This is a genomic window from Roseobacter sp. HKCC-CH-9208 (assembly GCF_037805125.1).
In the GTDB taxonomy this organism is placed as follows: domain Bacteria; phylum Pseudomonadota; class Alphaproteobacteria; order Rhodobacterales; family Rhodobacteraceae; genus M30B80.
On sequence record NZ_JBBLYK010000001.1, the window covers coordinates 1,217,736 to 1,241,652 of the forward strand.

Genomic DNA, 23,917 nt, shown 5'->3' on the forward strand with positions numbered 1-23,917 from the left:
TCTTGTCCCTTTAGGCTTAGATTAAACCAAATTCTTGAAACACGGCGGCATAAATGTCGCGCTTGAACGGCACAATCTGCACCAAAAGATCCTGCGCCCGCATCCATTGCCAATCGGAGAATTCAACATCCTGATAGCTGAGGTCAATCGCGTCATCCGGGCCGGTTAATTCAACCATAACCCAATGCTGCTTTTGTCCACGAAATTTGCCGCCCCAACGATAGAGGATCACTTCTGGCGGCAGATCGTAGGTCAACCAATCAGCGGTCTGCCTTAGAAACCGCGTTTGATCTTCTGAGATGCCAGTTTCCTCAAGCAATTCGCGGGCAGCGGCTTGGCGTGGGGTTTCGTCTGCATCAATACCGCCCTGCGGCATTTGCCATGCAGGTTTGTCCATGTCCGCGCGCGTGCCCGCGAAAACACCGCCCGCGGCATTGACCATCACAATGCCAACACAGGGCCGATAGGGCAGCGCAGCGATATCAGAAGGCGACAGCGCCGCGCTCATCGGGCGTTTGGCCCCAAGGCGTTTAGCCCCGTCAGAATATCAATCGCATAGGCAAGTTGATAATCCTGATTGCGCAGGCGTGCGGTTTCCTCGGCAATGGCTTGCTCCTCATCGCGAAGACGCTGCTCATCTTCGGTCAGGGTGGTGTTGCGCAAGGCACCGCGCAAATCGGCTTCGGAACGGGTGAACCGATCTTCGGTTAGCGTCTCCTCAACAGGGTCGCGCTGTTCTACCAGAATATCAGGGGCCACGCCTAATGCCTGAATCGAGCGGCCTGAAGGGGTGTAGTACAGCGCAGTGGTCAGTCGAATGGCTCCCTCGCCCTGCACGGGCATCACAGATTGCACCGACCCTTTGCCAAATGTATTTGTGCCTACGACCACAGCGCGGCGATGATCTTGCAACGCACCCGCCACGATCTCGGAGGCTGAGGCAGAGCCGCCATTGACCAAAACCACCATCGGCAATCCGTCAATCAAATCGCCTGCCGTTGCATTGTAGCGATCCCCATCCGCGCCATTGCGACCACGGGTGGAAACGATTTCGCCCTGTTCCAAAAAGGCATCGGACACACGAATTGCTTGGGTCAATAGACCCCCAGGATTGTTGCGCAAATCAAGCACGACACCGTTCAGATTTTCGATCCCGCCAAGCTCTGCGATGACATCAGACAGACCCTCCTCCAAGTTGGGGTAGGTTTGATCATTGAAGGTCGAGACGCGCAAAATCGCGGTGTTCCCCTCTAGGCGCGTGCGCACAGCGGTAAGACGGATGCGGTCGCGGATGATGGAGATGTCAAAGGGTTCATCAACCCCCTCTCGCACGACAGTGATGACTATCTCCGAACCAACAGGCCCACGCATCAGATCAACAGCTTCTTCCAATGTCAGGCCAAGCAGTGCCTCGCCATCCACATGGGTAATGAAATCACCCGCCTCAACGCCCGCTTCCATTGCAGGGGTGTCATCCATTGGCGTGATGACGCGCACAAACCCGTCTTCTTGGGTGACTTCAATGCCCAGACCACCAAACTCGCCACGGGTCTGCACTTGCATCGAGTCGAAATCACGCGGCGGCAGATAGCTTGAATGCGGATCAAGCGAGATCAGCATTCCGTTGATCGCCGCTTCGATCAGCGCGGATTCATCGACCTCCTCAACGTAATTCGAGCGGATCCGCTCAAATACATCTCCAAACAAATCAAGCTGCTCGTAAACGCTGCGCTGCTGTTCCTGCTCTTGCGCCAAGAGCGGGGCGGCAAATTGGGATGCCAAGATGACCCCAGCAACCGCGCCCCCTAAGCCCGCAATAACCAGTTTCTTCATCTTTATCCGTCCTTTCCAACCGCGTATCTGGCGCGGCGCACTTATTCCCAATCAAATTATGGCTGCGGATCAATCGCACTGCCATCCTGTCTCAATTCAATATAAATAGTTTCTGGAAGCGCAGCGCCAGTCTGATCTGGTGTCTCAGTGATCAAATCTGCGCGCGCGCCTGCGGCGCTTGGCATCATTCCCAAGGGCGCGCCCTGTGCAATCACCGTGCCCGCGGTCACATAAAGATCACCAAGCCCCGCGAGAATCATCAAAATATTCCCCTCAGGTTCAAGGATCACCACATTACCATAGTCCAACAAAGGCCCCGCATAGCGCACTGTTCCAAACCACGGGGATGTCACAAGCGCCGCAGGGGGCCGTGGCCAATAACAAACCAGGGCGGCTTATGCCCGCTGCATCTTGGGCCTCGAACCCACCGAGCAAAACCCCAAAAACGGGCAAAGGCACTGCGCCGCGTGCAGCGCCACAGGCGCGCAAATCAAAAACACCGACAAGAGAAGGCTAAAGCGCGCTTTCATCGCAACAGCGACTGCCCCGTCATTTCAGGCGGTTGCGGCAGGCCCATTAGGGAAAGAACAGTTGGCGCCAAATCCGCCAGTCGACCATCTGCAAGGCTTGCGCCTTCGGGCGCGCCATACACCACAACAGGCACGAGATTGACGGTATGTGCCGTATGAGGGCCACGTGTCACAGGGTCGATCATTGTTTCGCAATTGCCATGATCCGCCGTCACGATCACCGCGCCGCCTTTAGCCTCAAGGGCCGCCAAGGCCGCGCCAAGACCCTGATCCACCGCCTCGCAAGCAGCAATTGCGGCGCCCAAATCCCCCGTATGCCCCACCATGTCAGGATTGGCGTAATTCACCACGATCAGGTCATACTCCGCATTAATCGCCGCAACCAAATTTTGGGTCACCTCGGCGGCGCTCATCTCGGGTTGCAGATCATAGGTCGCCACTTTTGGCGAGAGCGGCATAAACCGATCCTCCCCCTCAGCTGCACTTTCTTGGCCACCATTGAGAAAGAAGGTCACATGAGGATATTTCTCTGTTTCAGCAATCCGAAATTGACGCAAACCATGGGCCGCAACCCATTCGCCGAGCGTGTTTTTCAATTCCTGCTTAGGAAAAACCACCTGCATATAGCGATCATGGTCGGTCGAATAATTCACCATCCCCAATCGCGCCGAGAGATCAGGGCGAGGGCCACGCGCAAATCCTGTGAACTCAGGCGCGCAAATTGCGGCCAATATTTCTCGCGCGCGGTCTGCGCGGAAATTCACAAAGAACAGACCATCGCCTGCCGCCATGCCAGAATAGTCACCAATCACTGTTGCGGGCAGGAATTCATCGGTTTTCTCAGCCCCATAGCCTTGATCAATCGCCGCCTGCGCGGACGGGGCTTTTGCGCCTTTGCCTTCGACCATTGCGCGATAGGCGGTCTCGACCCGTTCCCACCGATTGTCGCGATCCATCGCAAAATAGCGCCCCGTGACAGTTACAATGCGCGCGCGGTCGGGCAATCCCGCCTCAAGGCCCGCGATCTGGTCTTTTGCAGATTTCGGGGCAACGTCCCGCCCATCGGTAATCGCATGGATCACCACCTCTAGCCCTGCATCTGCACAGGCCTGAACAGCAGCCAAAATATGCGCCTGATGGGCATGCACACCACCTGGGGAGGCAAGCCCCGCAATGTGAGCGCGTCCCTTCGCGGCTTTCACAGTCGCGATGAACTCTTGCAACGCTTGGTTGCGAACGAAGGAGCCATCCTCAATCGCCAGATCAATTTGACCTAAATCCATAGCCACCACGCGCCCTGCACCGATATTGGTATGGCCCACCTCGGAATTTCCCATTTGCCCCGTTGGCAAACCAACATCCGGGCCGAAGGTCACCAAGGTCGCATTGGGGCAGGTGGACATCAGCCGATCAAAGTTTGGAGTCTTGGCCTGCAACGGCGCGTTGCCTTCGGCCTCTGTGCCGATGCCCCACCCATCCAAAATGCACAAAATCACGGGTTTTTTCTGGGTATTCACGCGCATTGCGGTGCCTTTCTGCCAACCTGCCCTGTTTCTAGGATGGGTTGGGCAGAGAGGCAAGTTTCAACCTCAGGCGCAAAGACGGGGGGGCGCTGCCCCATGCGCAATGCGGCCACTGCCGAGCGCGCTAAACTGCGCGCCTCGCGGATGGCAACATCCATGTCTAAATGGCGATAAGTGCCAAGGCGACCCGCAAAACTGACGCCATGTTGACCCAAGGCCGCCGCGATATACCGCCCAAGCTGCGCCTTCTCGCGCGCAAGGCTCACAGGGTAATATGGGGTATCATTCGGCCCCGCCTCGAACGGGTATTCACGGGTGATAACGCTGCCCCGCCTCCGCACATTCACGCGCAAGCGTGGCCCCTGAGAACCCTGCACCAACCACCAAAATGGGCATTCTGCACCTCCATATTGCCAAGGGCAGAATGAGGGTCAGGGGTTAATGGGCCATGAATCAAAGAAAAGAGCGTGCCGCCGATAATCCGCCAATCGCCAAATTGGGCTGCCGCCCCTCAAGGAGATCAGCCACAATCCGTCCCGTCACACCCGCCATAGTGAGGCCCAAATGCTGGTGGCCAAAGGCGTGGATAATCTTTGAGGAGCTTGGGCTTGGCCCAATAACAGGCAAGGCATCAGGCAAGGTAGGCCTGCATCCCATCCATGTGGCATCAGGCGCGGGCAAATCGCCCCATAACTCGGCCCCTTTGCGCGCGATATAATCCAAACGGCGCGGGTTTTGTGGTGCGTTCAGGGCCGCAATCTCAACAGTTCCCGCCAAACGCAGACCTTGCGCCATAGGGGCGGTATAGAACCCACCCTCAACCCAACCCACGGGGCGCGTGGCATAATGGCCAAGATCTTTATATATCAGGTGATAGCCCCGTTCGGTTTGCAGGGGCAGATGCTCCGCACCGCCGCCTTTGATCTGCGCCGAATAGGCCCCTGCGGCCAGAACAACCCGCACCGCGGTGACATCATCCTGCCCAAGATGCACCCGCACTTGCGCGCCTTCATCGCTGAGTTCGGTCACCGCTTTGGCGATCGTCTGCCCGCCCAATTCTGTAAATTTCTGATGCAATCTTTGCGTCAAAAGCAGCGGATCGCGGATATGGCGCGCGAGCGGATAATAGACCCCACGCGCGGGTTGAAAGGCCAAGGCAGGTTCCATCGCATGAGCTTCGGCCCCGCTTAATTCCTCAAAGGGAATGCCTTGGTCGCGGCGAAACTTGAGGCCCGCCCGATCTGCATCGGCGGCAGTCGCGCTGCGCCAGACTGTCAATTGCCCATTTGCAATAATCAAATCCTCTGCCGTGGCGGCCTCAATCAGGGGGTTCAACCCCGCATCGGCATGGGCCAACAACGCCGCCAATTCCTGCGCAATCTGGCGGGATTTCGTAGGGCGACAATTGGCCAAGAATTTCATCATCCAGATCGGATGGCGCAGCGCATGACCCCAAGACAAAGCAAGCGGGCTGTCATTTGAAAACAGATAATAGGGCAGATTTGCAAAGACGGACGGGTCGTTGACGGGCAGGCAGGCATAGGTGGCTAAAGTGCAGGCATTGCCCGAACTCGCCCCTGATCCAACAGCAGCAGGATCAATCAAGGCCACCGATTGCCCACGCATCTGCGCCCAAAGCGCGCTGGCCACGCCCACCACACCCGCGCCAACAATAACGGCGTCAAAATGGGACCGGGGCGTGGACATAGGCCTACATGAACATCATGGCATTGTTGCGCAGGATGATCTCAAGCGCGTAGATCCCCAAGATCACAATCAGCGGTGCTAAATCTAGCCCACCCATTTGGGGTAAAACACGGCGAATGGGGCCATAAATCGGCTCAAGGAGGTTCGAAAGACCTTGCCAAATTTGATAGACCAAAGGCTGCCTAATGTTCAGCACACCGAAATTGATCAGCCAGCTCATGATAATATGGGCGATGATGATATAGGTCGCCACATTGAGCAGCAGCATCAAGATCATGAAGAGCGAAGTCACGGCAAAGGCCCCTTCCATCGGAAATCCCAGTTCGAATGATCTAAGCCCTGTCCAACCTAAGCGCAAGGGATCGGGCATTTTTGCCGATTTTTAAGCTGCTTTTATACCATTCTTTCGGATTCCCTTTGCCAAATCGAGAAAGCCCTCCACAGTAACGATAATAGAACGGCCATGGCGGGCAGGATGACCGAAAGTAAGAAACGCATCTATGGATGGTGGGCGTTTGACTGGGCAAGTCAGCCCTATAACACGCTGCTTCTGACCTTCATTTTCGCGCCCTATATCGCGCAAGTCTTAGGCGATGGCGCCCGCGCCCAAAGCCTTTGGGGCTATAGCATCGGGGCGGCAGGCCTATTGATTGCCATCGCTGCGCCCATATTAGGCAAAATCGCAGATCAAACTGGGCGCAAATTGCCATTCATTTGGGTGTTTTCCGCCTTTTACGTCATCGGCGCATGGGGCTGTTGGTTCGCTGCACCCGATGGAATGCAAATCTGGGTGGTTTTGATCCTCTTTGCCCTCGGCCTTTTTGGGATGGAATGCGCCACGATTTTCACCAATGCGCTTATGCCTGACCTTGCCCCACGCGCGCAAATGGGGCGCATCTCTGGGACAGGGTGGGCCCTTGGGTATCTGGGCGGATTGGTGGCGATGATCCTGATGCTCGGATTTTTCTCCGAAAACGCCGAAACGGGGCGCACGCTTTTTGGCCTATCACCCGCTTTTGGTCTGGACGCCGCCGCGCGCGAAGGGACACGCGCCGTGGGGCCCTTTACCGCGCTTTGGTATGTGATCTTTATGATCCCCTTCTTTCTTTGGGTGCGAGAACCGCACAAGCCCAAGCCGCACTCTGGCCCAAGTCTTGGTCAAACCATGCGCCAAGCACTGCCCGAGCTTGCACGCTCGCTGAAATCCTTGCGCCATCATCCAAGCCTGCTGCGCTATCTGCTCTCATCTATGTTCTACCGCGATGCGTTGAACGGTCTTTATGCCTTTGGCGGCATTTATGCGGCGGGTGTCTTGGGTTGGTCGATCACAGATATCGGAATTTTCGGGATTCTTGCCATCATCTCGGGGGCCGTTGCGGCATGGATAGGCGGCAAATGGGATGATCGTTTCGGGCCATACCAGATCATTTGGTGGTCAGTTCTCTGCCTAACCGGTCTATCTCTTCTCATCCCCTTTATCGGGCGCGATAGCCTATTTGGTCTTGCGCTTGCCGAAAGCTCAAACCTGCCAAGCCTGATGTTCTACCTGATCGGCATCGGCATTGGCGCGGCAGGTGGTATCGTGCAAAGCGCATCCCGCCATATGATGCTGCGCCAAGCGGATCCTGCCGCAATAACCGAGCATTTTGGCCTTTATGCCCTCGCAGGAAAGGCCACAGCTTTCCTCGCCCCATTTCTCATTGCGGTGATGACCTCCCTCACCAACAGTCAAAATTGGGGCGTAACACCGCTGATTATGCTATTCTTACTGGGGTTATGGTTGTTGCGCGGGGTGAATGCCGATCCGCGGCAGCATGAATAGGGGAAATCGGGCCATGCGCAAATATATCGCCTCTATAGGTTTGTGTCTCATCGCCGTTACGGCCTGCGCCCCAAGCGCACCGCCTGTGGCCAATGATCTGCCGCAGGTGACACTCTCAAGTGCTGATCTGAGCCGCGAAGCACGGCTTGTTTTTGGCAATCTGTCAACGCCCACCACAACAACCGCAAATGTGTTCGGCGCCTATGCAGGCGGATGCGTGGCAGGGGCCGTGCAACTGGCCGAAACAGGGCCGACATGGCAGGCAATGCGCCTGTCGCGCAATCGCAACTGGGCCCACCCTGACACCGTGACGTTCGTCCAAGACCTAAGCACAAGAATGGCGGCTGCGACCTCTTGGAGCGGTCTATATATTGGCGATATGAGCCAGCCGCGCGGCGGGCCTATGCTGTCAGGCCATGCCAGCCATCAATCGGGGCTTGATGCGGATATCTGGCTCTTGCCCGCGCGCAATCTGAACCTCTCCCAAGCCGCGCGTGAAAACCTGTCCTCTATTTCGATGCAGGCGCAACGCGGGGCAGCCGTGAATGAAAATTGGACGGAGGAACACGCCACGCTGATCCGCCTTGCCGCCAGTGATCCGCGCGTGTCGCGCATTTTCGTCTTTCCAGCCGCAAAGGTCTGGATGTGCGAAAATGAGACAGGAGATCGCAGCTATCTGCGGAAAATCCGGCCGTGGTTTGGCCATCACTACCATATCCATGTGCGCCTAAACTGCCCGCTTGGCGCAAGCGATTGCGAGGCGCAAGATGCGCCTCCTGTGGGGGATGGCTGCGCGGATGCGCAGGCTTGGGTCAACAATATTTTGAACCCGCCGCCCCCTGACCCCGATGCGCCTGATCCCGCACCACGCCGCGCCCTGAGGCTTGGTGATTTGCCTGCGCAATGTCAGGCAATCAGTCAGTTGTAGCGCCCGAAACCTTAACGGCCTGGAATGCCGCCGCGCCGTCCTGATAGGGGCCATGTGTCGATGACGTCTAACGCCTCTTCCGCAGTTTCCACGAAGCGGAAGAGGTCGAGATCCTCAGGTGAAATCGTGCCGATCTCGACCAGCATGTCCCAATCGACAAGGCGCGTCCAATAATCTCGGCCAAACAGCAGCACGGGCACCTGCTCCATTCGCCCTGTTTGGATCAAGGTCAGGCTTTCGAACAGCTCATCCATCGTGCCAAAACCGCCTGGAAAAATCGCAAGCGCACGCGCGCGCAGCAGGAAATGCATTTTGCGAATGGCAAAATAGTGAAAATTAAAGCTCAACTCAGGTGTGACATAAGCATTAGGGGCCTGCTCGTGGGGCAGCACGATATTAAGCCCAACAGAAACACCGCCCGCCTCATGCGCGCCGCGATTGCCCGCCTCCATCACGCCCGGGCCACCGCCCGTGACAATGACATTCTCACCGCGCGCACCGCGCTGGGTGATTTGATAGGCAAAACGGCGGGCCTCCTCGTAATAACGAGCCATTGCCGCAATCGCGGGGGGTTTGCCGTCTGTGGCGTCAGGCGCAGGAATGCGCGCACCGCCAAACAGAACAATGGTTGACCGAATGCCTTCTGCATCCATCCCCATTTCGGTCTTTAAAAGCTCAAGCTGAAGGCGCACAGGGCGCAGCGCGTCCTGACACAGAAAATCTGGGTCTGCGAAGGCAAGCCTATAGGCGGGACTTTGGGTTTGCGGCGTGTCTGGCGTGCGGTCGGCTTCGCGCAGATCCAAACCTGCATCCCGCATCAGATGTTTCTTGCTGCTCATTGCTTGTCTCCCCCTGTACTGGCCATATTTATCTCATACCAATATTCGCACCATGCGGCCAGAGGGCGGCGCGTTGCGCAAAGCCCCCCTTGGCGCTATAGCGCCTGTCAAACAGCCCGAGCTAAGGATAAAGCGTATGACCGATATTCAGAAACTGGAAACGGCGATTGAAGCCGCGTGGGACGCGCGCGACAGCATCACGCCTGCAACCACTGGCGAAACCCGTGATGCAATTGAAGAAACCCTCAGCACCCTCGACCAAGGCAGCTTGCGCGTTGCAGAGCGCGGGGGTGATGGCACATGGCATGTCAATCAATGGGCAAAGAAAGCCGTTCTTTTGGGCTTCCGTCTGAAGGATATGGAAATGCAATCGGGCAGCCCTCAAGGCGGCAGCTGGTGGGATAAGGTCGACAGCAAGTGGAAGGACTGGTCAGACAGCGATTGGAAATCCGCAGGCTTCCGTGCAGTTCCAAATTGTATTGTGCGCCGGTCTGCCTATATCGCGCCGGGCGTTGTTCTGATGCCGTCCTTCGTAAACCTTGGCGCCTATGTCGACAGCGGCACGATGGTTGATACATGGGCCACGGTCGGGTCTTGCGCGCAGATCGGCAAGAATGTCCATCTGTCGGGCGGCGTAGGTATTGGCGGCGTTTTGGAGCCAATGCAGGCAGGCCCCACCATCATCGAAGATAACTGCTTTATCGGCGCGCGCTCCGAGGTAGTCGAGGGCGTGATCGTGCGTGAAGGCTCGGTTCTAGGGATGGGCGTCTTCATCGGCCAATCCACCAAGATCGTGGATCGCGAAACAGGCGAAGTCTTTTACGGCGAGGTTCCACCTTATTCGGTGGTTGTTGCAGGCTCTATGCCCTCAAAGAACGGGATCAACCTCTACTGTGCTGTCATCGTAAAACGCGTTGATGAGAAAACCCGCTCTAAAACGGGTATCAACGAGCTGCTGCGGGACTAAATCGTGAAGTAGGTATCACATTCAAAACGGGTCGCAGGTGCGGCCCGTTTTTTTGTGGCAATTGTTAACGATGCGGCAACAAAATCGGCAGGATTACGGCAAATCACGGAAATTACGCCCAAATTTGCCTTTTTGCCCTCAACACTCCCTCATAATTCCCGCCTTTAGTCCGTTCTTTTCCCCAATAGCGCCCCATTTGGAAACGATGCTGCGAGGGAAGTCGAACAATGCCCAAAGGACGAAAGATGGACAGATTGACCGAAATGGAAGCCTTCGCCATGGTTGTGAACCAAGTGGCTTCACCGATGCGGCGCGCAAGATGGGTATCTCGAAATCCGCCGTGTCCAAGCATATTTCATCGCTCGAATCCCGTTTAGGTGCGCGGCTATTAAATCGCACTACCCGCCGCGTCAGCCCGACCGAGATCGGTCTGGCCTATTATGACCGCGCCTGTCGCGTTCTCAATGATGCGGGCGATGCAGATGCGATGGTCTCCTCCATGCAGTCCGCACCATCGGGGCTGTTAGGCGTGACCGTTCCCACTGATTTTGGGTCTGGTCACCTCTCGCCCCTCATTGGCGGTTTCCTCAAAGCCTATCCGCAAGTGTCCGTGAGCATGGTTTTGGAGAATCGTCATGTAGAACTGATTTCAGAGGGGTTTGATGTCGCTATTCGCATGGGTGAGATGGAGGACAGCACACTCAAAGCCCGCCGTATCTGTGACACCACAATGCGCATGATTGGATCCCCTGCCTATTTCGCGGCACATGGTCATCCCGAACGGATTGAAGACCTCAATGAACATCGTTTGCTGCACTTCTCGAATGAAGCGCAGGGAAATGTTTGGAAACTCTTGGCCCCATCAGGGGAGCGGCGTTTTGTGCGCTCCACAGGCGCATTGACCGTCAATGGCGGGCAAGCCTTGTTGAAAGCGGCAATCGGCGGTTTTGGTATCGCCTTTTTGCCAAGCTTCCTCTTTGACGAGGCGCTGCGGGCAGGCGAAGTGGAAGAAGCGATGCCACATCTGCCGATCGAAATACAAAGCTTGCACGCAGTTTACCCACCTGGGCGCTATACACAGCCCAAATTGCGCGCCTTCATTGATTTTCTGGTTGATCAGTTCAAAGACAAAGGCCCAATGGATTGGTGATCAATCTCTCAGGCATCTTCGGGGTGAATTCGATAGTGATAAGCACTGACCACCTCGAAGCCCATGGATTGATAAAGCCCATTTGCCGCTTGATTGGCCTTGGTCGTCACAAGTGTTAGCCAATTCGCCCCTTCCGCCTGCGCCCAATGCGCCATATGCCACATAACACGCCGCCCCACACCCTGACGGCGGGCCGATTGGGCGGTTTCGACCGCGTGCAGCATGGCGATATCTCCATCGCAGGCGATAAAGCCAGTCGCGGCAATGCGATCCTGCTGTCGCGCAAAAACCGTGGTTTTCGAGGCGCACGCCCGCGACATGACGTCTAAGCGCGCGGGCCCTATCCCGCCATCAGCCCAAATTGCCGCTTGCGCGGCCAAGGGCGGCCAAAGGGCAAAGCATTCAGACAGCGCAGGCAGATCCCGCCCGCGCAGATCCATCGCGTAAAACCATACAGGATCTTTGAGCTGATAGCCACGCGCCCCAAGGGCGGCATCCAAAGCGGATTGGCTTTCGCGAATAATAAATAAGCGCGGCTGCCCCATAGCCTGCATGCGGGCCTCGGCCTTGTTGAGCGTTGCCTCATCGGGGGAATCTTGGCCGTCCCAACTGGCCGCAGATACACGACTGCCGCCGCCTGCCCCCTCACGAAAAGTCAAAAGCCCATCAGTTTGGTAAGTTTTGGCGGGCCAAGTGGCATCTAACGCCATAAACAAACGGCCCTCATCAGGCAGCAAGTCGGAACAGACCGCGCCCATATCAAACGCCCTGCGGAAAAGCGCGCGCCATCTCTGCAATAGCACGTTGAAGCATCCCCTCATCGGCACTGCGCAGCACGATATTTGCCCCATACACCCCGTTCAATTGATAGGGGTAAGAGCCGATTGAAACATCGGGAAATTGGGCAGCAATTTCGCCCAAAGGCCCCGCAATATCACCTTCGCCCATCTCTAGGCGGATGCTGTGGCTGATCAAGGGCGCGCCACCTGTCAAGCGCGGCATGACCGAAGCCACCATCGCCTGAAAGACCGAAGGCACCCCCGCCATCACATAGACATTTTCGATCTGAAACCCGGGTGCGGTGGAGACGGGATTGTCGATCAAAGCCGCGCCATCGGGAATGCGCGCCATGCGCAGGCGGGCCTCGTTCAACTCTTGCCCGCGGGCATCATAATGGGCTTGCAACAACGCCCGCGCATCCGCCCGCACATCAATATGCACGCCAAAAGCCGCTGCAACCGCATCAGCGGTGATGTCGTCATGAGTTGGCCCAATACCGCCCGAAGTAAACACATGATCATAAGACCCGCGCAGCGCATTGAGGGCCTCAACAATACCCGCATGATCATCAGAGACGATGCGCACCTCTTTCAGCGTAATCCCTTTTGCGGTCAATTCATTGGCCAAATGGTGCATATTCGAATCGCGTGTGCGTCCTGATAGGATTTCATCCCCGATCACCAACATCGCTGCGGTTGGTTGTGCCATTTTGAGAACCCCCACTTGTCATGCACCCTGCCTGCGGTATAGGCCAAGCCCTGTCATGCCGCAACGCGTCATCGCGTGGCGGGCTTGGCTAGAATTCAAGCGCCAAAAACCGTAATCTGGTGCGAGATGACAGGAGCAGATGTTTTGGACGATTTCAAAGGCCGCGTGACCAAAGACGGAATTCGCATTCACGATGATGCAGGCTTTGCTGGGATGAATGCAGCGGGCGCACTGGCCGCGCGCATTCTTGACGACATCGCTCCCATGGTAGAGCCAGGCGTCACGACCGAAGCCTTAGATCAAGCGATTGAGGATATGGTCAATGCGGCGAGCGCGAAATCTGCAACCATCGGATATCGTGGTTATAAACACGCAAGCTGCATCTCGGTGAACCATGTGGTCTGCCACGGCATCCCCAGCCCCAAAACCCTTAAGGATGGGGACATCCTGAACATTGATGTGACCGTCATCGTGGATGGGTGGTTTGGCGACACAAGCCGCATGTATGTGGCAGGCAATCTGAACCGCAAAGCAGAACGCCTGATCCAAGTGACCCATGACGCCCTCTTCAAAGGGATTGAAATCGTGCGTCCGGGGGCCACGTTTGGGGATATTGGCCATGCGATTCAAACCTATGTCGAAGCCAATCGCATGAGCGTGGTGCGTGATTTCTGCGGTCATGGGTTGGGTCAGGTCTTTCACGCACCGCCCAATGTTCTTCATTATGGCCGCGCGGGCACCGGCTCCGTCTTGGAAGAGGGGATGTTCTTCACCATTGAGCCCATGGTGAACCTTGGCCGTCCCGAAACCAAAGTTTTGGCAGATGAATGGACAGCTGTGACACGGGATAAATCCCTCTCCGCACAGTTTGAACATTCGATTGGCGTGACCGCGGATGGGTTTGAAATTTTCACCCTGTCACCCTCTGGGAAATTCCACCCCACGTGGCGCTGACGCGTTTAATCGCTGATTAACCATTCTGATGGATGGTGCGGGTATGACAAAACCCGAGTTGACCCTTGCCCATGACCGCACCGTGCCCCTGCCGAAATTGCGCAGGATTGCGGTTGATGCCGCACAGCATGATCTTCTCGCACGGCTATTGGCGGCGGCGGCGCCAAACGCACCGTCTGCGCGGATGGCGGCCACGCTGTTACGACAACATGGCAGCCTTGCACGCGTTCTTTGCGCCAGTGACCAACGCCTGAAATCCGTCACCCATATGACCGAAGATACGATTGCCCATTTACGCCTAACGCAGGCGGTGGCGGAAACGATTACCCGCAAACAGCTTGATGACCGCCCGATCTTGGGCTCATGGCATACGGTGATGGATTATTGCCGCGCAACCATGGCGCACCGTGATGTTGAGGGGGTGCGGGTTTTCTACTTTGACCGCAAAAACCACCTTATCGCCGATGAGCAGCACAGCCGCGGCACCGTGGATCACGCGCCCTTCTATCCCCGCGAAGTTATCAAGCGCGCGCTTGAGATGAGCGCCTCAGCACTGGTGGTGGTTCACAATCATCCGTCAGGCGACCCGACCCCAAGCACAGGCGATATTGCCCTGACCCGACAGTTGGGCGAGGCGAGCAAAATGATGGGTCTGACCCTGCATGACCATATCATCATCACGCCAAGCGGCGAGGTCAGCTTTCGCGCGGAGGGTCTGATTTAAAATCAGGCCAAACGCCCGTGACAATGCTTGAACTTTTTTCCCGATCCACAGGGGCAGGCATCATTGCGGCCAAGATTGCCCCATGTTTCAGGACGCGTCTCATCAAAGCCTTTATCATCACCGCTTGCTTTCGCTTCAGCCTCATCCGCGGCTTTCAAGGCGGCTTGCTGCTGCGCTGCGGCCTGTGCTTGCAATTGACGGATCAATTCTGCCTGCTGCTCGGGGCTGAGCGGTTGGATGCGGCCAAGTTTCTTCGTCACTTCCTGACGAAGCCCATCTAACAGGCCCTCGAACAATTGGAACGCCTCAGATTTATATTCGTTCAACGGGTCGCGCTGCGCATAACCACGGAATGCCACGACTGAGCGCAAATGTTCCAATTTCAATAGGTGATCACGCCATTTCTGGTCGATTGTCTGCAACAATACCTGTTTTTCAATATTGCGCATCTGCTCGGCACCAAAGGCAGTGGCTTTGTCGCTCATGAATTTATCGGCGGCTTCCTCAAGGCGTTCAATCACCACGTCCTGATCTACGCCGTCTTCTTCGGCCCATGCGGGGATCGGAAGATCGAGTGACAATGTCTCGCGGCAGGCCTGTGCCATCGCCTCAACATCCCACTGATCTGCATAGGATCGCGGTGGCATATAAGTGTCGACCATATCGGCGATCACCTCATAGCGCATATCCTTGACGATATCCTCAATATCATCGGAGGCCATGATATCCATGCGCTGGCCAAAGATGACTTTGCGCTGTTCATTCATCACATCATCGAATTTCAGCAACTGCTTGCGGATGTCGAAGTTGCGCCCTTCAACCTTGGCCTGCGCGCGCTCCAAGGATTTGTTGACCCAAGGATGCACAATTGCCTCACCTTCTGCCAGACCGAGCGTGGTCAACATCTTTTCAAGACGTTCTGACCCAAAAATCCGCATCAGATCATCTTCGAGCGATAGGTAAAACGCTGAACGACCCGGATCGCCCTGACGACCCGAACGACCGCGCAACTGGTTGTCGATACGGCGGCTTTCATGACGCTCTGTTGCCAGAACATACAGACCACCTGCGGCCTTCACGGCCTCTTCATCGGCTTGGTGGGTTTCTTCAATTTCAGCGCGCAGTTTTTCAGGGTCAGCATCAGGATTTGCGGCGATGGCATCCATCACCTTCAACTCGACATTGCCGCCCAGTTTAATATCGGTGCCGCGACCCGCCATATTGGTCGCAATAGTGATCGCGCCCAATTTGCCCGCATCTGCCACAATCTGCGCTTCCTGCTCATGCTGACGCGCGTTCAAAACATTATGCGGCAACTTTGCCTTGGTCAAAAGGCCGCTCAGCATCTCGGATTTCTCAATCGATGTTGTGCCAACCAAAACAGGTTGGCCATTTTCATGCGCTTCGCAAATCGACTCTACGATGGCGTTATATTTCTCAGCGGCGGTGCGATAGACCTGATCATGGTCATCAATCCGCGCCACAGGGCGGTTGGTTGGAACCTCAACAACGCCAAGTTTGTAAATTTCAAAAAATTCTTCGGCCTCGGTTGCCGCTGTGCCCGTCATGCCACCCAATTTTTTGTAGAGGCGGAAGTAATTTTGGAATGTCACCGAAGCCAAGGTCACATTCTCAGGTTGGATCGCAACGCCTTCCTTGGCTTCGATGGCCTGATGCAGACCATCAGACAGGCGCCTACCCGGCATCATACGGCCCGTGAATTCATCGACCAAGACCACCTCATCGCCGCGCAACAGATAATCGCGATCTTTTAGATACACCTTATGCGCCCGCAACGCGCAGGTCGCGTGATGCACAAGCGAAGTGCTTTCAGGGTCATAGAGGCTTTGCCCCTCAGGCAAGAGGCCCGCTTCGGCAAGGCGCTGCTCAAGAAAGTCATTGCCTTCCTCGGTCAGGGTCGCGTTGCGCGTTTTCTCGTCCAGCGTATAGTGCTCTTCGGTCAGCTCAGGGATCACCTTGTCAATCGCCACATAAAGATCGGAACGATCTTGAGATGGGCCAGAAATGATCAATGGCGTGCGCGCCTCATCGATAAGGATCGAGTCGACCTCGTCCACAATCGCGAAATTGTGACCGCGTTGCGCCATCTCAGGCAGCGATCCGCGCATATTGTCCCGCAAATAATCGAACCCAAGCTCGTTATTGGTGGCGTAGGTGATGTCGGCGGCATAAGCCTCGCGCTTTTCGGCTTCGGGCTGGCGCGGGTAAACCACGCCAGTTGTCATACCAAGCGCGGCGAAAACCTTGCTCATCCATTCCGCATCTCGCCTTGCAAGGTAATCGTTCACAGTGACAACATGCACGCCTTCGCCACTCAGAGCGTTGAGATAGGCGGGAAAGGTGGCAACCAAAGTTTTCCCTTCGCCTGTCTTCATCTCGGCAATATTCCCTTGGTGAAGGAAAATGCCGCCCATCAACTGCACATCAAAGGCGCGCAAACCCAAAGCGCGCTTGGCGGCTTCGCGGCAATTGGCAAAGGCCTCGGGCAATAGCGCATCAAGGCTCTCACCATTGGCGTGGCGCTGACGAAATTCTTCAGTTTTTGCTATCAGCCCTGCATCATCGAGGGCGACAAATTCAGGCTCAAGTGTGTTGATCTTTGCAATAAGCGGCCTTTGAGCTTTGACCAATCGATCATTTGAACTGCCAAAAATCTTCTTTGCGATAGATCCAAGCCCAAGCATGCAAAACGCCTTATGTCAGAGTTGATCCACGCAATGGCAGACCCAAAAGAATGTGATCTCCGCTCGGGTTGTTTGCATCCGCGCGGCGGTCTAGAAGACCCATCAAGGAAGCTGTGCCAACGTCCCCAACCGCAATGGGACATAAGCGCCCGCTTTTGGCCTGTCAACGTGGGCGCGAAGGATTACGCCCGTAATAAAAGGACTGTTCTATGAAACGCCTGCTTGTCTCCGCCGCAATTTCCCTCTCCCTCGCAGCCCCAGTGGCGGCGCAAGACGCCAGCACGGTCTTGGCAACGGTCAACGGCACCGACATCACTTTGGGTCATTTGATTGCAATGCGCGCGATGCTGCCCGCGCAATATCAAGAATTGCCAGACGAGGTTCTCTATAATGGAATGTTGGATCAGCTGATCCAACAGGAGGTTGTCGCAGACTCGCTGCGCGGCTCGGAAGACGCGCGCACAAAACTGACCATGGAAAACGAAGATCGTGCGTTTTTGGCCAGTGTCGCCATTGATGCGATTGCCTTTGACACAATCGCAGATGCGGATGTCCAAGCCCTCTATGACGCAAATTTCGCGGATGCAGGCGGTGATCAGGAATGGAATGCAAGCCATATTCTGGTCGCAACCGAAGAAGAGGCGCAAAGCCTGATTGACCAATTGAATGATGGCGCTGATTTTGTTGCTTTGGCGCAAGAGTTCTCAACAGGTCCCTCTGGCCCAAATGGCGGCGCTTTGGGGTGGTTCGGCACGGGCATGATGGTGCCAGAATTTGAAACTGCCGTAGCAGGCCTAGAGGCGGGGGAAATTTCCGCGCCTGTCCAAACCCAATTTGGTTGGCACGTTGTGAAACTGAACGAGTCGCGCATCAGTGCGCCCCCCGCGCTAGAAGATGTGCGCGCCGATCTTGAGGAAGAACTGCGCCGTCAGCGCGTTGACGCCTATCTTGCGGACTTGACCGAAGCGGCCGAGATCGCGCGGCCAGAGGTTGAGATTGACATGAGCCTCATCCGCAACATTGATCTTTTGACACAGTAACCCCTCTCACATAGGCCCGATCATGGCAAAAGCCCCGCTTCCTGTCTCTCCCCTCGCCCCAAAAGGTGGGTTTCCTGCATTGCCCCGCATTGATGGGGTGCGCTTTGCCAGTGGCGCGGCTGGGGTGCGGTATCAAAACCGCACCGATGTCATGTTGGTCAAGATTTGTGCAGGGGCGTCAGTAGCAGGTGTCTTTACCCGATCCTCCACGCGCTCCGCACCTGTCCTCGATTGTGAGCGCAAGTTGGCCGCTTTGGGAAAAAGCAGCGATCAAGGCTTTGGAATTGTTGTAAATTCTGGAAATTCCAACGCCTTTACAGGCCGCGCAGGCGATCAAACGGTCGAGGCGGTAACCGCCGAGGCGGGCCGTGTTTTGGGTATTCCAGCCGCTCATGTGTTCAGCGCGTCAACGGGGGTGATTGGTGAGCCCTTCGCCCCCGAAAAAATTACGCATATCTTGGCGGAATTGGCGGGCAAACTGGATGCTGACGGGGCAGATGGTGCGGCGCGGGCGATTATGACCACCGACACTTTCCCCAAAGGCGCGACAGAAACCCTGACCCTCTCGGGCCATGAGGTGAAAATCGCGGGCTTTGCCAAAGGCTCGGGCATGATCGCGCCAGATATGGCCACAATGTTGGCCTATGTCTTTACCGATGCCGCGATTTCGCGTGCCGCGCTGCAATCCATGTTATCGCAAGCCACCAAACGCAGCTTTAACGCGGTGACAGTGGACAGCGACACCTCAACCTCGGACAGTTTGATGGTGGCCGCGACAGGCAAGGCAGGCAATCCCCAGATTGCCGATTTGGACAGCACAGATGCAAAGGCGTTTTATGTGGCCCTTGAGGCGGTTCTCAAAGACCTTGCCTTGCAATTGGTGCGCGACGGAGAAGGCGCAACCAAACTGATTGAAGTGCAGGTCACAGGCGCGGCAAATGACGCGGATGCAGATCGTGTTGCCCGCGCGATTGCCAACAGCCCACTCGTAAAAACCGCGGCTGCGGGCGAGGATCCAAATTGGGGTCGTGTTGTCATGGCGGTCGGGAAATCTGGCGCAGTCGCAGATCGTGACCGCCTGACCATCAAGTTCGGTGATATTTTGGTGGCCGAAAATGGCTGGGTCAGCCCCGATTACAGAGAAGAGCAAGGGGCCGCCTATATGAAACAGCAGGAATTGCGCATCGCCGTGGATATGGGCCTTGGCATGGGGGCGGCCACAGTATGGACCTGCGACCTGACCCATGGCTATATCAGCATCAATGCGGATTATCGCTCATGAAAACGGTGCTTGTCTCTGCAGCGGCGTTGATTGATGGCGAGGGCCGTGTGCTTTTGGCGCAACGGCCTGAGGGGAAATCCATGGCCGGTCTTTGGGAGTTTCCGGGCGGGAAGGTCGAAGAGGGCGAAACACCCGAGGCCGCCTTGATCCGAGAATTGCACGAGGAATTGGGCATTGAAACGTGGCAAAGCTGCCTTGCGCCGTTATGCTTTGCCAGCCACAGCTACGAGAAATTTCATCTTCTTATGCCGCTCTTTGCCTGCCGCAAATGGGACGGTATCCCGCAATCGCGCGAAGGGCAGGCGCTGAAATGGGTCCGCGCAAAAGATTTGCGCGACTACCCGATGCCACCTGCAGATATCCCTTTGATTCCGATCCTGCGCGACTGGCTTTAGCCGCCAATCCACCCTTTGAGGTGATCCTGCGCGACAGCAACCAATGCCTTGATATGCGCGTCATCATCGTTGAGGCAGGGGATATAGGTAAACTGCTCGCCGCCCGCCTCTTCAAAGCTTTCGTGGATTTCTTCGTTGATCTCTTCCAAAGTCTCGATGCAATCGGCCGAGAATGCAGGGGCAATCACCGCAATCTTTTTCTTGCCCGCTTCGGCCAACCGCGCCACTTCTTCGACTGTGTAGGGCTTGAGCCACTCTTCGGGGCCAAAACGGCTTTGGAATGTCGTGACAATCTCACCGTCAGACCAACCCAAACGCTCTTTCAGCAGGCGTGAGGTTTTTTGGCACTGGCAATGATAGGGATCGCCCTCCATCAAATAACGCTTGGGGACGCCGTGATAGGAGGCCACCAAGACATCGGGGCGGTCTTCAATCTTTGCGTAGGCCCGCTCAACCGACTGCGCCAAGGCCTCAATATAGAGCGGATGCTCGTAATAGGCCTCGACTGTGCGGACGGTCGGTTGCCATTTGATATCCGTCAGTGCGCGAAAGAATTGGTCGCAAGCTGTGGCTGAAGTCGCGCCCGCATATTGAGGATAAAGAGGAAAAAACAGGATTTTCGTGCAACCTTTTGCAACCAGTTCATCCACTTTGGACTTGGTCGATGGGTTGCCATACCGCATACAGAAATCCACCTCGACCTGATCGCCATAAAGCGCCGCCATTTCAGACTTAATCTTTGCGGTCTGATCTTTGGTAATGGTCATCAGCGGGCTTTCGCCCTGCTCTTCATTCCAAATAGATTTATAAGCCGCCCCCGAAGAAAACGGACGCTTGGTCAAAATCACCAATTGCAAAAGCGGTTGCCAAATCCACGGGCTGTAATCAATCACGCGGCGATCCGAGAGGAATTCGTTCAAATAGCGGCGCATTGACCAGTAATCATAATGATCTGGCGTGCCCAAATTTGCCAAAAGCACACCAATCTTGCCGAACTTCACCTTTGGGTGATCAGCGGGTGCGTGGAGCAGAGCAGCTTCGGTCGCGTTTTGCATCATATTCATCTTTTATCGCACTTCTTTCTTCAGCCTGACTAACCCAGACAACAAAAAACGGCCACCCTTTTACGACCCGTTTTCCACGGGTCGGGCGGTTTCATCAAATTCGGTCACGCCAAGCGCGTCTGCCAATCTCGCCTGCGCCGATCCAGGTCGAAGCGGCTTTTGTTGACTGGCATCTGGTTTCCATCCTGAAAGGAATACGATCTCAACAGTGGATCGGATGCGATTTTCTTCGAATGGATAAGTTTTTTTGTAAATTTCATCGGCGAGCGTGAATAAATCACGCGGGGGGGCGGCGCGGTAACGCGCGTCAAGCACATTGGTTTCCCCCATATCGCGCAAATCACCAATCAGGTGAAAAATATCCCGATAACTGATGGTTTTGCGCAATGTATCAGCCACAGGCAGGGCAAACCCCGCACGCTCCAAGAGCCCGCCCATATCACGCAAATCCCCCATCGGGGCCACGCGCGGCGACAAGCCGCCCATCACCGCACTTTCGGCTTGGCGCAGAACATCTCGCAATTCGGTCAGGCTTTCGCCGCCAAAAAACACTCCGAGAAACAGCCCATCGGGTTTCAGCGCACGGGCCGCTTGCACAAGTTGCCCCACGGGATCATCGGCCCAATGCAACGCCATCACGTGGATCACCAGATCATGGGCCCCTTCGGTCAAGCCCAAGTCATCTTGGGGTAGAACGCGGGGGGCTTCGGGCATAAAATCTGCCCAATACTCCACAAAAGGCGTGATCAAAACGGGCGCGGTAAAGCGCCTGTTAACGTCTGCCAGTCTTTCTTCTAGCTCAAGCTTGACCTCGTCATGTAAAAAACCCGCTCGATCCAATCGCGCACGCGCACGGACACGGGCCAAGGCCTTCGGGTCGGTCAATTTTGGCGGAAGGGGTTCAGTCACGACTATGGTCTCAGGCTTTTTGAAAACTTTGGGGGTTTATGTAAGTGTTCGCGTCCCGTTTGCAAATCCTTGATCGGGCCAAAACATGGGCCTTTCCGCCTGATTGCCTGCGCTGTGGTGACAGGGTTGAAATCCCTTTTGGTCTTTGTGGCCCCTGCTGGGCGGAGGCCCGGTTTATTGGCAAATCCTGCTGTCACACCTGTGGCGATGAATTGATTGGGGAAGAGGCTGCGCAGAACGGCCCCCCAAGATGGGTTGGGCGCGGAAGCCCGTTTTGCCAATTTGGGCGAGGCGCTGGCCCTAACCCCGCGCCATGGTGAAAGGTTGCGGGGACGGGCAGTCATTTTGATTGATGATGTGATGACCTCAGGCGCGACCCTATGGTCTGCAACCCACGCCTTGCGCTTGGGCGGCGCAGGGCCGATATATGTGCTGGTTATGGCCCGCGCGACAAAAGCAGCGTAGCAGATAGGAGACAGGCAGATGGCACAGATTGAAATCTTCACAAGCCCACTTTGCGGCTATTGCCATGCTGCCAAACGCCTTTTGGCAAGCAAGGATGTCAGCTTTGTCGAGACTGATGTCAGCCGTGACCCAAAACTGCGCCAAGATATGATGGCACGCGCCCATGGTCGGCACACTGTGCCGCAGATTTTTATCAATGACCAACATATAGGCGGTTATGATGATCTCGCGGCACTTGAGCGTCAGGGCAAGCTTGATCCATTGCTTTCTTCGTAAATTTCCAGTGTTTTTAACGATTTCCCTTGCACCAAAAGGCTGGCATAGGGTCTAGTCCGCGCCATGAATGACACCAGTGATCCCCTCTCTATCGCGCTGTTCAGCGAATTGTTCATGGCTGATCAATTGGCCCGAAACCGCCTGTCCAAAGCCCTGCCAAAAGGTATGGAACTGAGCCATTTTTCTGTGCTGAACCACTTGGCCCGCGCCAATGAGGAACGCACGCCTGCTCAGCTTGCGCGGCTGTTTCACGTGACCCGTGGCGCCATGACCAACACGCTGAACCGTTTGGAATGGGCGGGACATATCCATATCCGTCCCGATTGGGACGATGCGCGCCGTAAATTTGTGACCATCAGCCCCGCGGGACGTTCCGCGCGCGATGCCGCGTTGCAGGCGATTGCACCGATTTTGTCGGATACGATCGAAGCCATCGGTGCAGCCAAAGTTCGCGCAGCCCTGCCCGTTTTACGCGAGATGCGGGTGCGCCTTGAAGATGATGCCGACCTGCGCAGTTAAGGGCGAATGGATGCGGTGACGTAATTCACCGACAAATCGCGATCCGAGATCGACCAACCCCAAGAAATCGGATTGAAAACATAGCCCTTGCGATCCACGGGCCTCAGCCCTGCAATCTCGATCATTTTGAATAGCTCATCGGGCGTGATGAATTTTGACCATTCATGTGTGCCTTTTGGCAGCCAACGCATGATATATTCCGCACCCACAATCGCCATGGCAAAGCTTTTGGGATTGCGGTTGATGGTTGAGCACAGCATCAGCCCGCCTGATTTCAGCAAATCATGGCAAGCAGTCAAATAGGCCTGCGGATCGACCACGTGTTCAACCACTTCCATATTGAGGACGACATCGAATTGCTCACCTGCTGCGGCAAGGGCCTCAGCGCTTGTGTGGCGATAATCAATCGTCAGGCCTGATTGCTCGGCATGAACCTGTGCCACAGGAATGTTGCGCTCAGCCGCATCTGCACCCACCACATCGGCGCCAAGCCGTGCCATGGGTTCAGATAGAAGCCCACCCCCACAGCCAATATCCAAGAGACGCAGCCCCTCAAAGGGTCGCTCAGCCGTTAGATCCCGTCCGAATTCGGCCGCGATCTGGCGCGTGATATAGTCAAGCCGCACAGGGTTCATCATGTGCAACGGTCGGAATTTTCCGTTTGGATCCCACCATTCGGCGGCCATCGCCTCGAATTTTGCGATTTCCGCAGGGTCAATTGTGCCAGTCTTGTCCGTCATTCGATGCTCAAAGCCTTGCCAAGGGGGTTGGGACTGTTAGGTTGGATCTTACGTCCT

Annotated in this window: 26 protein-coding genes and 1 pseudogene; 13 read left to right on the forward strand and 14 right to left on the reverse strand. The window is 55.9% G+C overall.

All coding sequences use genetic code 11. The annotated features are described in order from the left end of the window. Nucleotides 1-16 precede the first annotated feature (16 nt). The 7 genes from AAC621_RS06095 to AAC621_RS06125 form a co-directional block, all read right to left on the reverse strand. Complete coding sequence (locus AAC621_RS06095) at nucleotides 17-508, reverse strand: RNA pyrophosphohydrolase (protein WP_340253184.1); 492 nt, start codon at nucleotides 506-508, stop codon at nucleotides 17-19. Further along, nucleotides 505-1,833 carry a S41 family peptidase gene (locus tag AAC621_RS06100; protein WP_340253187.1) on the reverse strand — a complete coding sequence of 443 codons (1,329 nt, stop codon included), beginning with the start codon at nucleotides 1,831-1,833 and terminating at the stop codon, nucleotides 505-507. Before AAC621_RS06100 ends, AAC621_RS06095 begins: the two co-directional genes overlap by 4 nt. A gap of 56 nt (nucleotides 1,834-1,889) precedes the next feature. Beyond that, nucleotides 1,890-2,186: a murein hydrolase activator EnvC family protein gene (locus AAC621_RS06105; protein WP_340253190.1), complete on the reverse strand. Its 297-nt coding sequence runs from the start codon at nucleotides 2,184-2,186 to the stop codon at nucleotides 1,890-1,892. Nucleotides 2,187-2,359: 173 nt separating this feature from the next. Further along, the gene (gene gpmI, locus AAC621_RS06110) at nucleotides 2,360-3,886 is read right to left on the reverse strand and encodes a 2,3-bisphosphoglycerate-independent phosphoglycerate mutase (RefSeq protein WP_340253193.1); all 1,527 of its coding nucleotides are present in this window, start codon (nucleotides 3,884-3,886) and stop codon (nucleotides 2,360-2,362) included. Next, a complete protein-coding gene (locus tag AAC621_RS06115) occupies nucleotides 3,877-4,233 on the reverse strand; it encodes a UDP-galactopyranose mutase (protein ID WP_340256371.1) in 357 nt (118 codons plus the stop codon). The genes gpmI and AAC621_RS06115 overlap by 10 nt, the downstream gene beginning before the upstream one ends. Nucleotides 4,234-4,339: 106 nt before the next feature. Then, nucleotides 4,340-5,593, reverse strand: coding sequence for an NAD(P)/FAD-dependent oxidoreductase (locus AAC621_RS06120; RefSeq protein WP_340253196.1), 1,254 nt, complete (start codon nucleotides 5,591-5,593; stop codon nucleotides 4,340-4,342). Nucleotides 5,594-5,597: 4 nt separating this feature from the next. Beyond that, the gene (locus AAC621_RS06125; RefSeq protein ID WP_317657298.1) at nucleotides 5,598-5,885 is read right to left on the reverse strand and encodes a YggT family protein; all 288 of its coding nucleotides are present in this window, start codon (nucleotides 5,883-5,885) and stop codon (nucleotides 5,598-5,600) included. Between the two features lie 183 nt (nucleotides 5,886-6,068). On the opposite strand from AAC621_RS06125, the gene AAC621_RS06130 reads away from it, so the two are divergent. Together AAC621_RS06130 and mepA are read left to right on the forward strand one after the other, a co-directional pair. Beyond that, on the forward strand, nucleotides 6,069-7,415 hold the full coding sequence (locus AAC621_RS06130; RefSeq protein ID WP_340253199.1) for an MFS transporter: 1,347 nt from the start codon (nucleotides 6,069-6,071) through the stop codon (nucleotides 7,413-7,415). A 13-nt stretch (nucleotides 7,416-7,428) separates the two neighbouring features. Next, nucleotides 7,429-8,343, forward strand: a complete 915-nt coding sequence (gene mepA, locus AAC621_RS06135; protein WP_340253202.1) for a penicillin-insensitive murein endopeptidase — start codon at nucleotides 7,429-7,431, stop codon at nucleotides 8,341-8,343. An 11-nt stretch (nucleotides 8,344-8,354) separates the two neighbouring features. Here the strand turns inward: mepA and AAC621_RS06140 are convergent, their stop codons facing one another. Beyond that, on the reverse strand, nucleotides 8,355-9,182 hold the full coding sequence (locus AAC621_RS06140; protein ID WP_317656943.1) for an LOG family protein: 828 nt from the start codon (nucleotides 9,180-9,182) through the stop codon (nucleotides 8,355-8,357). A gap of 136 nt (nucleotides 9,183-9,318) precedes the next feature. Here AAC621_RS06140 and dapD point away from each other — a divergent pair, with 136 nt between their 5' ends. Continuing rightward, complete coding sequence (gene dapD / locus AAC621_RS06145; protein WP_340253205.1) at nucleotides 9,319-10,149, forward strand: 2,3,4,5-tetrahydropyridine-2,6-dicarboxylate N-succinyltransferase; 831 nt, start codon at nucleotides 9,319-9,321, stop codon at nucleotides 10,147-10,149. Between the two features lie 245 nt (nucleotides 10,150-10,394). Then, nucleotides 10,395-11,299: pseudogene (locus tag AAC621_RS06150) on the forward strand (LysR family transcriptional regulator). Nucleotides 11,300-11,307: 8 nt separating this feature from the next. Here the strand turns inward: AAC621_RS06150 and AAC621_RS06155 are convergent. Together AAC621_RS06155 and AAC621_RS06160 are read right to left on the reverse strand one after the other, a co-directional pair. After that, nucleotides 11,308-12,057 (reverse strand): GNAT family N-acetyltransferase, encoded by a 750-nt coding sequence (locus AAC621_RS06155; protein WP_340253208.1) that lies wholly within the window; start codon nucleotides 12,055-12,057, stop codon nucleotides 11,308-11,310. A gap of 1 nt (nucleotide 12,058) precedes the next feature. Next, on the reverse strand, nucleotides 12,059-12,787 hold the full coding sequence (locus AAC621_RS06160; protein ID WP_340253211.1) for a competence/damage-inducible protein A: 729 nt from the start codon (nucleotides 12,785-12,787) through the stop codon (nucleotides 12,059-12,061). A 126-nt stretch (nucleotides 12,788-12,913) separates the two neighbouring features. Here AAC621_RS06160 and map point away from each other — a divergent pair, with 126 nt between their 5' ends. Both map and AAC621_RS06170 read left to right on the forward strand, forming a co-directional pair. Beyond that, a complete protein-coding gene (gene map / locus AAC621_RS06165; RefSeq protein WP_340253214.1) occupies nucleotides 12,914-13,741 on the forward strand; it encodes a type I methionyl aminopeptidase in 828 nt (275 codons plus the stop codon). A gap of 43 nt (nucleotides 13,742-13,784) precedes the next feature. After that, complete coding sequence (locus AAC621_RS06170) at nucleotides 13,785-14,465, forward strand: JAB domain-containing protein (protein ID WP_340253217.1); 681 nt, start codon at nucleotides 13,785-13,787, stop codon at nucleotides 14,463-14,465. Between the two features lie 2 nt (nucleotides 14,466-14,467). Here the strand turns inward: AAC621_RS06170 and secA are convergent, their stop codons facing one another. Further along, on the reverse strand, nucleotides 14,468-17,170 hold the full coding sequence (gene secA / locus AAC621_RS06175) for a preprotein translocase subunit SecA (protein ID WP_340253220.1): 2,703 nt from the start codon (nucleotides 17,168-17,170) through the stop codon (nucleotides 14,468-14,470). A gap of 209 nt (nucleotides 17,171-17,379) precedes the next feature. Between secA and AAC621_RS06180 the strand changes: the two genes are divergently transcribed. The 3 genes from AAC621_RS06180 to mutT are packed head-to-tail and all read left to right on the forward strand — an operon-like array spanning nucleotide 17,380 to nucleotide 19,887. Further along, on the forward strand, nucleotides 17,380-18,210 hold the full coding sequence (locus tag AAC621_RS06180) for a peptidylprolyl isomerase (protein WP_340253223.1): 831 nt from the start codon (nucleotides 17,380-17,382) through the stop codon (nucleotides 18,208-18,210). A 22-nt stretch (nucleotides 18,211-18,232) separates the two neighbouring features. Further along, a complete protein-coding gene (argJ, locus tag AAC621_RS06185) occupies nucleotides 18,233-19,492 on the forward strand; it encodes a bifunctional glutamate N-acetyltransferase/amino-acid acetyltransferase ArgJ (protein WP_340253226.1) in 1,260 nt (419 codons plus the stop codon). Then, on the forward strand, nucleotides 19,489-19,887 hold the full coding sequence (gene mutT / locus AAC621_RS06190) for an 8-oxo-dGTP diphosphatase MutT (RefSeq protein ID WP_340253229.1): 399 nt from the start codon (nucleotides 19,489-19,491) through the stop codon (nucleotides 19,885-19,887). The genes argJ and mutT overlap by 4 nt, the downstream gene beginning before the upstream one ends. Here the strand turns inward: mutT and hemH are convergent. Together hemH and AAC621_RS06200 are read right to left on the reverse strand one after the other, a co-directional pair. Continuing rightward, the gene (gene hemH / locus AAC621_RS06195) at nucleotides 19,884-20,942 is read right to left on the reverse strand and encodes a ferrochelatase (RefSeq protein WP_445322513.1); all 1,059 of its coding nucleotides are present in this window, start codon (nucleotides 20,940-20,942) and stop codon (nucleotides 19,884-19,886) included. The two genes, mutT and hemH, sit on opposite strands and share 4 nt — an antisense overlap. Before the next feature lie 69 nt (nucleotides 20,943-21,011). Next, the gene (locus AAC621_RS06200; RefSeq protein WP_340253232.1) at nucleotides 21,012-21,860 is read right to left on the reverse strand and encodes a methyltransferase domain-containing protein; all 849 of its coding nucleotides are present in this window, start codon (nucleotides 21,858-21,860) and stop codon (nucleotides 21,012-21,014) included. Between the two features lie 44 nt (nucleotides 21,861-21,904). Between AAC621_RS06200 and AAC621_RS06205 the strand changes: the two genes are divergently transcribed. The 4 genes from AAC621_RS06205 (at nucleotide 21,905) to AAC621_RS06220 (ending at nucleotide 23,120) form a co-directional block, all read left to right on the forward strand. Beyond that, nucleotides 21,905-22,180 carry a double zinc ribbon domain-containing protein gene (locus AAC621_RS06205; RefSeq protein ID WP_340253235.1) on the forward strand — a complete coding sequence of 92 codons (276 nt, stop codon included), beginning with the start codon at nucleotides 21,905-21,907 and terminating at the stop codon, nucleotides 22,178-22,180. Further along, complete coding sequence (locus AAC621_RS06210) at nucleotides 22,077-22,325, forward strand: ComF family protein (RefSeq protein ID WP_340256541.1); 249 nt, start codon at nucleotides 22,077-22,079, stop codon at nucleotides 22,323-22,325. Before AAC621_RS06205 ends, AAC621_RS06210 begins: the two co-directional genes overlap by 104 nt. A gap of 18 nt (nucleotides 22,326-22,343) precedes the next feature. Continuing rightward, nucleotides 22,344-22,601 carry a glutaredoxin 3 gene (gene grxC / locus AAC621_RS06215; RefSeq protein ID WP_340253238.1) on the forward strand — a complete coding sequence of 86 codons (258 nt, stop codon included), beginning with the start codon at nucleotides 22,344-22,346 and terminating at the stop codon, nucleotides 22,599-22,601. A 63-nt stretch (nucleotides 22,602-22,664) separates the two neighbouring features. After that, on the forward strand, nucleotides 22,665-23,120 hold the full coding sequence (locus AAC621_RS06220; protein WP_340253241.1) for a MarR family winged helix-turn-helix transcriptional regulator: 456 nt from the start codon (nucleotides 22,665-22,667) through the stop codon (nucleotides 23,118-23,120). Here the strand turns inward: AAC621_RS06220 and ubiG are convergent. Further along, nucleotides 23,117-23,860, reverse strand: a complete 744-nt coding sequence (ubiG, locus tag AAC621_RS06225; protein ID WP_340253243.1) for a bifunctional 2-polyprenyl-6-hydroxyphenol methylase/3-demethylubiquinol 3-O-methyltransferase UbiG — start codon at nucleotides 23,858-23,860, stop codon at nucleotides 23,117-23,119. The genes AAC621_RS06220 and ubiG overlap by 4 nt on opposite strands. Nucleotides 23,861-23,917 lie beyond the last annotated feature (57 nt).

Coding starts and splice junctions, on each gene's coding strand:
- gpmI (WP_340253193.1), bottom strand. CDS start 3,886: ATGCGCGTGAATACCCAGAAAAAACCCGTGATTTTGTGCATTTTGGAT.
- grxC (WP_340253238.1), top strand. CDS start 22,344: ATGGCACAGATTGAAATCTTCACAAGCCCACTTTGCGGCTATTGCCAT.
- AAC621_RS06140 (WP_317656943.1), bottom strand. CDS start 9,182: ATGAGCAGCAAGAAACATCTGATGCGGGATGCAGGTTTGGATCTGCGC.
- AAC621_RS06155 (WP_340253208.1), bottom strand. CDS start 12,057: ATGGGCGCGGTCTGTTCCGACTTGCTGCCTGATGAGGGCCGTTTGTTT.
- mutT (WP_340253229.1), top strand. CDS start 19,489: ATGAAAACGGTGCTTGTCTCTGCAGCGGCGTTGATTGATGGCGAGGGC.
- argJ (WP_340253226.1), top strand. CDS start 18,233: ATGGCAAAAGCCCCGCTTCCTGTCTCTCCCCTCGCCCCAAAAGGTGGG.
- ubiG (WP_340253243.1), bottom strand. CDS start 23,860: ATGACGGACAAGACTGGCACAATTGACCCTGCGGAAATCGCAAAATTC.
- dapD (WP_340253205.1), top strand. CDS start 9,319: ATGACCGATATTCAGAAACTGGAAACGGCGATTGAAGCCGCGTGGGAC.
- secA (WP_340253220.1), bottom strand. CDS start 17,170: ATGCTTGGGCTTGGATCTATCGCAAAGAAGATTTTTGGCAGTTCAAAT.
- hemH (WP_445322513.1), bottom strand. CDS start 20,942: ATGCAAAACGCGACCGAAGCTGCTCTGCTCCACGCACCCGCTGATCAC.
- AAC621_RS06095 (WP_340253184.1), bottom strand. CDS start 508: ATGAGCGCGGCGCTGTCGCCTTCTGATATCGCTGCGCTGCCCTATCGG.
- AAC621_RS06120 (WP_340253196.1), bottom strand. CDS start 5,593: ATGTCCACGCCCCGGTCCCATTTTGACGCCGTTATTGTTGGCGCGGGT.
- AAC621_RS06170 (WP_340253217.1), top strand. CDS start 13,785: ATGACAAAACCCGAGTTGACCCTTGCCCATGACCGCACCGTGCCCCTG.
- AAC621_RS06180 (WP_340253223.1), top strand. CDS start 17,380: ATGAAACGCCTGCTTGTCTCCGCCGCAATTTCCCTCTCCCTCGCAGCC.
- map (WP_340253214.1), top strand. CDS start 12,914: ATGACAGGAGCAGATGTTTTGGACGATTTCAAAGGCCGCGTGACCAAA.
- AAC621_RS06100 (WP_340253187.1), bottom strand. CDS start 1,833: ATGAAGAAACTGGTTATTGCGGGCTTAGGGGGCGCGGTTGCTGGGGTC.
- AAC621_RS06160 (WP_340253211.1), bottom strand. CDS start 12,787: ATGGCACAACCAACCGCAGCGATGTTGGTGATCGGGGATGAAATCCTA.
- mepA (WP_340253202.1), top strand. CDS start 7,429: ATGCGCAAATATATCGCCTCTATAGGTTTGTGTCTCATCGCCGTTACG.
- AAC621_RS06220 (WP_340253241.1), top strand. CDS start 22,665: ATGAATGACACCAGTGATCCCCTCTCTATCGCGCTGTTCAGCGAATTG.
- AAC621_RS06130 (WP_340253199.1), top strand. CDS start 6,069: ATGACCGAAAGTAAGAAACGCATCTATGGATGGTGGGCGTTTGACTGG.